The following is a 6,660-nucleotide window of genomic DNA, read 5'->3' on the forward strand; positions in this document are numbered from 1 at the left end:
CTCCGCCACCATGACCGTATGACCCGCACCCCCTCTTCCTCCCCCTCCCCCTCCCCCTCCCCCTCCCCTTCTCCCTCTCACACCACCCGAGCCCACTCCTTCAACACCGCCGCCGCCGAGTACGCCGCGAACCGCCCCTCCTACCCACCCGCCCTCTTCGACGCCATCGAAGACATGGCAGCCCGCCCCCTCACCGGCGCAAGGGTCGTGGACGTAGGCGCCGGCACCGGCATCGCCACCACCCTCCTCCACGCAAGAGGCGCCGACGTCATCGCCGTGGAACCCGGCGAGGCCATGGCCGCGGAGTTCCGCCGCACCCTCCCCACCGTCCCCATCATCCGCGGCACCGGCGACTTCCTCCCCCTCGCCGACGCCTCCGCGGACTTCCTCACCTACGCCCAGGCCTGGCACTGGACAAACCCGGCCCACTCCATCCCGGAAGCGCTTCGCGTCCTGCGCCCGGACGGTGCACTCGCCCTCTGGTGGAACACGGAAGCCGTCGACATCCCGTGGATCGCCGCAGCCACCGACCGCGTCGAGCGCCACTTCGGCATCGACCCGGTAGTCGAGAAGAACGGCAGTGGCGCCCGCGCCGCAGCGGCACTGTCCACCGCCCCGACCCCCCGATTGACCGTCGCCCAACGCACACTCCGCTGGAGCCGCCGCGTCCCACTCGACACCCACCTCGCCAACCTCGGCAGCCACTCGATCTTCCTGGTCCGCGGCAAGGAGGGCACGGACGCCTTCCTCACCGAGGAGCGCGCGCATCTCCTGGAGACGTTCCCGGAGGGTGAGGTCGAGGAGGTCTACGACGTACTGGTGATCGTGGCGACCCGCTCGTGATCCCGCGCGGCGGCCCACCGCTCCAGGGCCGCCCCACACGCGTGATCCACATGCCGCAACCCACCCAACTCCAGCCGTACGTCACGATCGTGCGGCAGCGCCTCCAACGCGTCCAACAGCTTCGGCAACCGTAGGAACGTGGCATTCCCCGCCACCCGCACGACCATCCCCGCGGCCCCCCGATCCTCCGTCTCCACATGGACGTGGCTGATGTCCCACGCGGTCTTGGCCACGGCGAGCGCGAGCCCGACCAGCACTCCCTCGAACAGGTTCCCCACCACGATGGCCACCGCCGTCACGCTCAGCACCACCACCTCCCCCCGATGCCCGCGCCACAACGCCCCCAACTCCCGCACCGGCACCAACTTGTACCCCGCATGCACCAGCAACCCGGCCAGCGCCGCCACCGGAATCATCCCCAACACCCCAGGCAGCACAACGGTGAAGACCAGCAGCCACACCCCATGCAGCACCCGGGACACCTTCGTCCGCGCCCCGGCCCGCACGTTCGCCGCGCTCCGCACGATCACCGCGGTCATCGGCAGCGCCCCGAGCACCCCGCACACGGCATTCCCCGCGCCCTGTGCGATGAGCTCCCGGTCGTAATCGGTTCGCGGTCCCCGGTGCAGCCGGTCCACCGCCGCCGCGCTGAACAGCGACTCGGCGGAAGCGATCAGCGCGAACGCCAGCACCGTCCCGAGCACGCCCACTTCCGTGAGCCGTCCCAACTCCGCCAAGGACGGCGGCTGCACGGCATCCAGCAGCCCCCGCACCTCCACCCGCCGCACGGACAGAGCGAACACCCCGGTCACGACCGACGCGCCCGCCACCGCCAGCAAGGGCGCGGGCACGACCCGCGCCCCGGGCCCCCACCGCGGCCACACCACCAGGACGACCACGGTCGCACCCCCGATGACAAAGGCCACCGGATCCGCGTCACCCACCAGCGAGACCAGCCCGGCGATCTTCCCGAGCCCGCTCGCCGGCGCGGACGCGTCACCCATTGCATACACCTGACCCGCGATCAGCACGAGCCCGATCCCGGCGAGCATTCCCTGCACCACGGCTACGGACACGGCCCGGAACCACCGCCCGAGCCGCAGCACCCCGAGCGCGAGCTGCACCAGCCCGGCCCCGAGCACCAGCACACCGAGCGCCTGCAGCCCATACGTCTGCACCGCCTCGTACACCAGCACGGTCAGCCCGGCCGCGGGCCCGCTCACCTGCAGACTGCTGCCGGGCAGCACCCCGGCGACCAGCCCGCCGACGATCCCGGTCACCAGACCCAGCTCGGCCGGCACACCGGAGGCTATGGCGACCCCCACGCACAGGGGCAGCGCGACGAGAAACACGACTAGTGACGCGAACAAATCGGCTTTGCGCATGACTACGGCACCTCCGGTTGAGAGCGGGAGATGCGTGGGTCACCGAGCCGGGGGAGGGCACGGCGGACGAACAGGCACGGCACAAGGGCTCATGAACATATGGGCCGTATGACCACGCGCTGCACTGAAATCCATTGTCGGTAAAGGAAGTTGATCGCGCAGCCCCCAGGCGTAACCGCTATGGGAACGCAGGAGCGCGCCACCCCACCGCGCACCGGAGCGCTGCCTTCCGATCACGCCCCCGCGCGCTTGCGCCGCCGGATGCATCGGGCTTGACGGCCCTACTCCGCGAGAGCAATATTCATCGCATGATGAATATTGCTCGACGCCCACCCGCTCCCGCGGAACCACGGGACTCCTCCTCCCCACAGCCCGCGGCGATCCGCGCCGAAGCCCTCACCGTCGTACGCGGCACCCGCACCGTCCTGCGCGGCCTCGACTTCGCCGTCCCGCCCGGCCAGATCACCGGCCTGCTCGGCCCCTCCGGCTGCGGCAAATCGACCCTGATGCGCTCGACCGTCGGCACGCAGGCAAAAGTCACCGGCACCCTCGAAGTCCTCGGCCGCCCCGCCGGCGACGCCTCCCTCCGCTCCCGCATCGGCTACGTCACCCAAGCCCCCTCCGTCTACGACGACCTGACCGTCCGCCAGAACCTCGACTACTTCGCCGCGATCCTCGACCCCGGGCTCCCTCGCCCTCGACTCCGCTCGCGCGGGGAAACCTCCATCGCCACCGAACGCCGCCACGCCACGGTCACCCAGGCCATCGCCGACGTCGACCTCACCTCCCACGCCGACTCCCTCGCTGGCAACCTCTCCGGCGGCCAGCGCAGCCGCGTCTCCCTCGCGGTCGCGCTCCTCGGCGCCCCCGAACTCCTTGTCCTCGATGAACCGACCGTCGGCCTGGACCCGGTCCTCCGTCGCGACCTGTGGACCCTCTTCCACCACATCGCCGCAGCCCGCGGCGCCACCCTCCTCGTCTCCTCCCACGTCATGGACGAGGCCGAGCGCTGCCACCGCCTCCTCCTGATGCGCGAGGGCGAGATCCTCGCCGACGACACCCCCGACGCCCTGCGCGAACGCACCGACTCCGACACCGTCGAGGCCGCCTTCCTCCACCTGGTCGACGAAGCGATCGCGGCGGGCGCTCACCCCCACAAGGAGACCGTCCGATGACCACGAGCACGAGCACGAGCACGGGCACGAGCGCGCCCCCGAGCGCAGCGCCTTTCGTACGCCCGAAGGCGATCAGCTACTCCCGTACGACCGCCACCGCGACCCGTGTCCTGAGCCAGCTCCGCCACGATCCGCGCACCATCGCGCTGATGATCCTCGTCCCGTGCGTGATGCTCGTCCTGCTCCGCTACGTCTTCGACGGCAGCCCGCGCACCTTCGACTCCATCGGCGCCTCCCTCCTCGGGATCTTCCCGCTGATCACGATGTTCCTGGTCACCTCCATCGCCACCCTGCGCGAACGCACCTCCGGCACCCTGGAACGCCTCCTCGCCATGCCCCTCGGCAAGGGCGACCTGATCGCCGGCTACGCCCTGGCCTTCGGCGCGCTGGCCATCGTCCAGTCGGCCCTGGCCACGGGCCTGGCGGTCTGGACCCTGGACCTGGACGTCACCGGCTCCCCGTGGCTCCTCCTGCTCGTCGCCCTGCTCGACGCACTCCTCGGCACCGCCCTCGGTCTCTTCGTCTCGGCCTTCGCGGCCTCGGAATTCCAGGCGGTCCAGTTCATGCCGGCCGTGATCTTCCCCCAGCTCCTCCTCTGCGGCCTCTTCACCTCCCGCTCGAACATGCACCCCGTCCTCGAAGCCCTCTCCAACGTCCTCCCCATGTCCTACGCCGTCGACGGCATGAACGAAGTCCTCATGCACACCGACGTGACAGCCACCTTCATCCGCGACGCGCTCATCGTGGCGGGCTGCGCACTCCTGGTGCTGGGCCTGGGCGCAGCAACGCTGAAGCGCCGAACCCCTTAGCCCCGAGTGCCGGGCGGCACTCTTCAGCCCGTCCGGCGTTTGAGGACGAGGCGCCGTTCAGGCCGATGCGGGGGTCTGGGGGCGGCAGCCGCCGGGGACGGGACCGGGGTGAGGCGGCGAGGGCGAAACGCACCCAACCAGCACCCGGACACCTAGGACGCTCGAACGCCCGACATCCCGCCCACCGGACGACCAAGCCGCCCCCACGCCCCCGGTGGGAGGATGAACCCCGGACGACACAACCCCCGGAGGGCCCCGCACCATGACCCAGAAAGTCGCAGTCCTCGGCACCGGCAAGATCGGCGAAGCCCTGCTCAGCGGAGTGATCCGGTCCGGCTGGGCCCCCGCAGACCTGCTGGTCACGGCCCGCCGCCCCGAGCGCGCCAAGGAACTCCACGAGCGCTACGGCGTCACCGCGGTCACCAACGCCGAAGCCGCCAAAACCGCAGACACGCTGATTCTCACGGTCAAGCCGCAGGACATGGGCACCCTCCTCGACGAACTCGCCCCGCACATCCCCGCCGACCGCCTGGTCATCAGCGGCGCGGCAGGCATTCCCACCTCCTATTTCGAGGAGCGCCTGGCCGCAGGCACCCCTGTCGTACGTGTCATGACGAACACTCCCGCGCTCGTCGACGAGGCCATGTCCGTCATCTCCGCCGGCAGCCATGCCACCCCCGAGCACCTCGCCCACGCCGAGGAGATCTTCGGCGCCGTCGGCAAGACGCTCCGCGTGCCCGAGTCCCAGCAGGACGCCTGCACAGCCCTCTCCGGTTCGGGACCGGCGTACTTCTTCTACCTGGTCGAGGCCATGACGGACGCGGGCATTCTGCTCGGCCTGCCCCGCGACAAGGCCCACGACCTGATCGTCCAGTCCGCGATCGGCGCCGCCGTGATGCTCCGCGACAGCGGGGAGCACCCCGTGAAGCTCCGCGAGGACGTCACCTCCCCCGCGGGCACCACGATCAACGCAATCCGCGAACTCGAGAACCACGGTGTCCGCGCAGCCCTCATCGCCGCATTGGAGGCAGCTCGCGACCGCAGCCGCGAACTGGCCTCCGGCAACAGCTAGCGGACGCCGACCTCAGGCAACAGCTGAAAGACGTGGGGCCAGGCCCGCCCCCGGCCCCACCGCCTTTCAGCCCACCGCCTTTCAGCCCACGACCATTCAGCCCGCCGCCAGCAACCCGATCGCCCGATACGCCGCGTCCACCCTCGGCCTCGCCATCTCCCTGGCCTTCTCCGCCCCGTCTCGCAACACCCCCTCCACATACGCAGGGTCCGCGCACAACTGCTTGTGCCTGTCCTGTACGGGCCTGAGGAGTTCGACCACGGCCTCGGCGGTGTCCTTCTTCAAAGCGCCGTACGACTCATATACACCGCTCAAGGCTTCGGGGTTCCCACCGTCACAGGCGGCAAGAATCTCCAGCAGATTCGAGACCCCCGGCCGCGCCTCCCGGTCGTACACAACGTCCTGCCCGCTGTCCGTCACGGCCCGCATGATCTTCTTCCGCACGGCATCCGGCTCGTCGAGCAGATAGACCACCCCAGGCCCGACGTCATCGCTCTTCCCCATCTTGGACGCCGGTTCCTGCAGATTCATGACCCGCGCCGCGACCTGCGGATGCGTGGCCCGAGGCACTACGAAGGTGTGCCCGTACCGCTGGTTGAACCGCACCGCCAGATCCCGAGTGAGCTCCACATGCTGCGTCTGATCGTCCCCGACCGGCACCTCGTCGGTCCCGTACGCCAGGATGTCCGCCGCCATCAGCACGGGATACGTCAGCAACGACAGCCGCACACTCCCGCCCCGCTCCCGCTCCCGCGCGGCCTTCTCCTTGTACTGGATCATCCGCCGCATCTCCCCGTCGGTTGCGACGCACTCCAGCACATACGACAACCGCGCGTGCTCGTCCACATGACTCTGTACGAACACGGTGCACAGCTCCGGATCGAGCCCCGACGCCAGCAACAGCGTCGCCGCCTGTCGGCTGAGCCTGCGGACCCGCCCGGGATCGTGGTTCACGGTCAGGGCATGCAGATCCACGATGCAGAACAGGGCGTCGGCGCGGTGCTGATCGACATCAGCCCAGCGCCGTACGGCCCCCAGGTAGTTCCCCAGCGTCAGATGCCCGGTCGGCTTGACCCCACTGAAGATCCGCGTCACTTCTCCACCTCCTGGTCGAGGCCGCCGCGCCCGTCGGCCGGCTCTCCAGGAGGGAGACATAAAAACGGCCGCCGAGGCGGCGGCCGTTGAGTACATACGTGAGTACGGCCGCCGTCAGGCGGCCCACCACTGCTGGGTGCACGTACGCGTAGTCATGCCTCCGAGAGTACGTCTCCGTGGCGCCTCCGGAGCGGAGTTGACATGCCTCCACGCCGTACGTAGTGTTCTCCGGGTTGTCCGACGTGAGCGCCGACTCCGGTCGGTCCCCGGACAGCCATTCC

Annotated in this window: 6 protein-coding genes; 4 read left to right on the top strand and 2 right to left on the bottom strand. The window is 69.9% G+C overall.

The window, feature by feature from the left end; all coding sequences use genetic code 11:
- The first annotated feature begins 18 nt into the window (after positions 1-18).
- Positions 19-843: a class I SAM-dependent methyltransferase gene (locus tag ACX28W_RS40315; RefSeq protein WP_459005096.1), complete on the top strand. Its 825-nt coding sequence runs from the start codon at positions 19-21 to the stop codon at positions 841-843.
- Here the strand turns inward: ACX28W_RS40315 and ACX28W_RS40320 are convergent.
- Positions 807-2,228 carry a SulP family inorganic anion transporter gene (locus ACX28W_RS40320; protein WP_459005097.1) on the bottom strand — a complete coding sequence of 474 codons (1,422 nt, stop codon included), beginning with the start codon at positions 2,226-2,228 and terminating at the stop codon, positions 807-809. The genes ACX28W_RS40315 and ACX28W_RS40320 overlap by 37 nt on opposite strands.
- A gap of 308 nt (positions 2,229-2,536) precedes the next feature.
- Here ACX28W_RS40320 and ACX28W_RS40325 point away from each other — a divergent pair, with 308 nt between their 5' ends.
- From ACX28W_RS40325 to proC, 3 genes are all read left to right on the top strand, one after another.
- Positions 2,537-3,403: an ABC transporter ATP-binding protein gene (locus ACX28W_RS40325; protein WP_459005098.1), complete on the top strand. Its 867-nt coding sequence runs from the start codon at positions 2,537-2,539 to the stop codon at positions 3,401-3,403.
- Complete coding sequence (locus ACX28W_RS40330; RefSeq protein ID WP_459005099.1) at positions 3,400-4,212, top strand: ABC transporter permease; 813 nt, start codon at positions 3,400-3,402, stop codon at positions 4,210-4,212. Before ACX28W_RS40325 ends, ACX28W_RS40330 begins: the two co-directional genes overlap by 4 nt.
- A 262-nt stretch (positions 4,213-4,474) precedes the next feature.
- Positions 4,475-5,284, top strand: a complete 810-nt coding sequence (gene proC, locus ACX28W_RS40335) for a pyrroline-5-carboxylate reductase (protein WP_459005100.1) — start codon at positions 4,475-4,477, stop codon at positions 5,282-5,284.
- 96 nt (positions 5,285-5,380) lie between these two features.
- On the opposite strand, the gene trpS is transcribed toward proC, so the two are convergent.
- A complete protein-coding gene (gene trpS, locus ACX28W_RS40340; RefSeq protein ID WP_459005101.1) occupies positions 5,381-6,379 on the bottom strand; it encodes a tryptophan--tRNA ligase in 999 nt (332 codons plus the stop codon).
- Between the last annotated feature and the right edge of the window lie 281 nt (positions 6,380-6,660).

The organism is Streptomyces sp. SD15, from assembly GCF_054462255.1.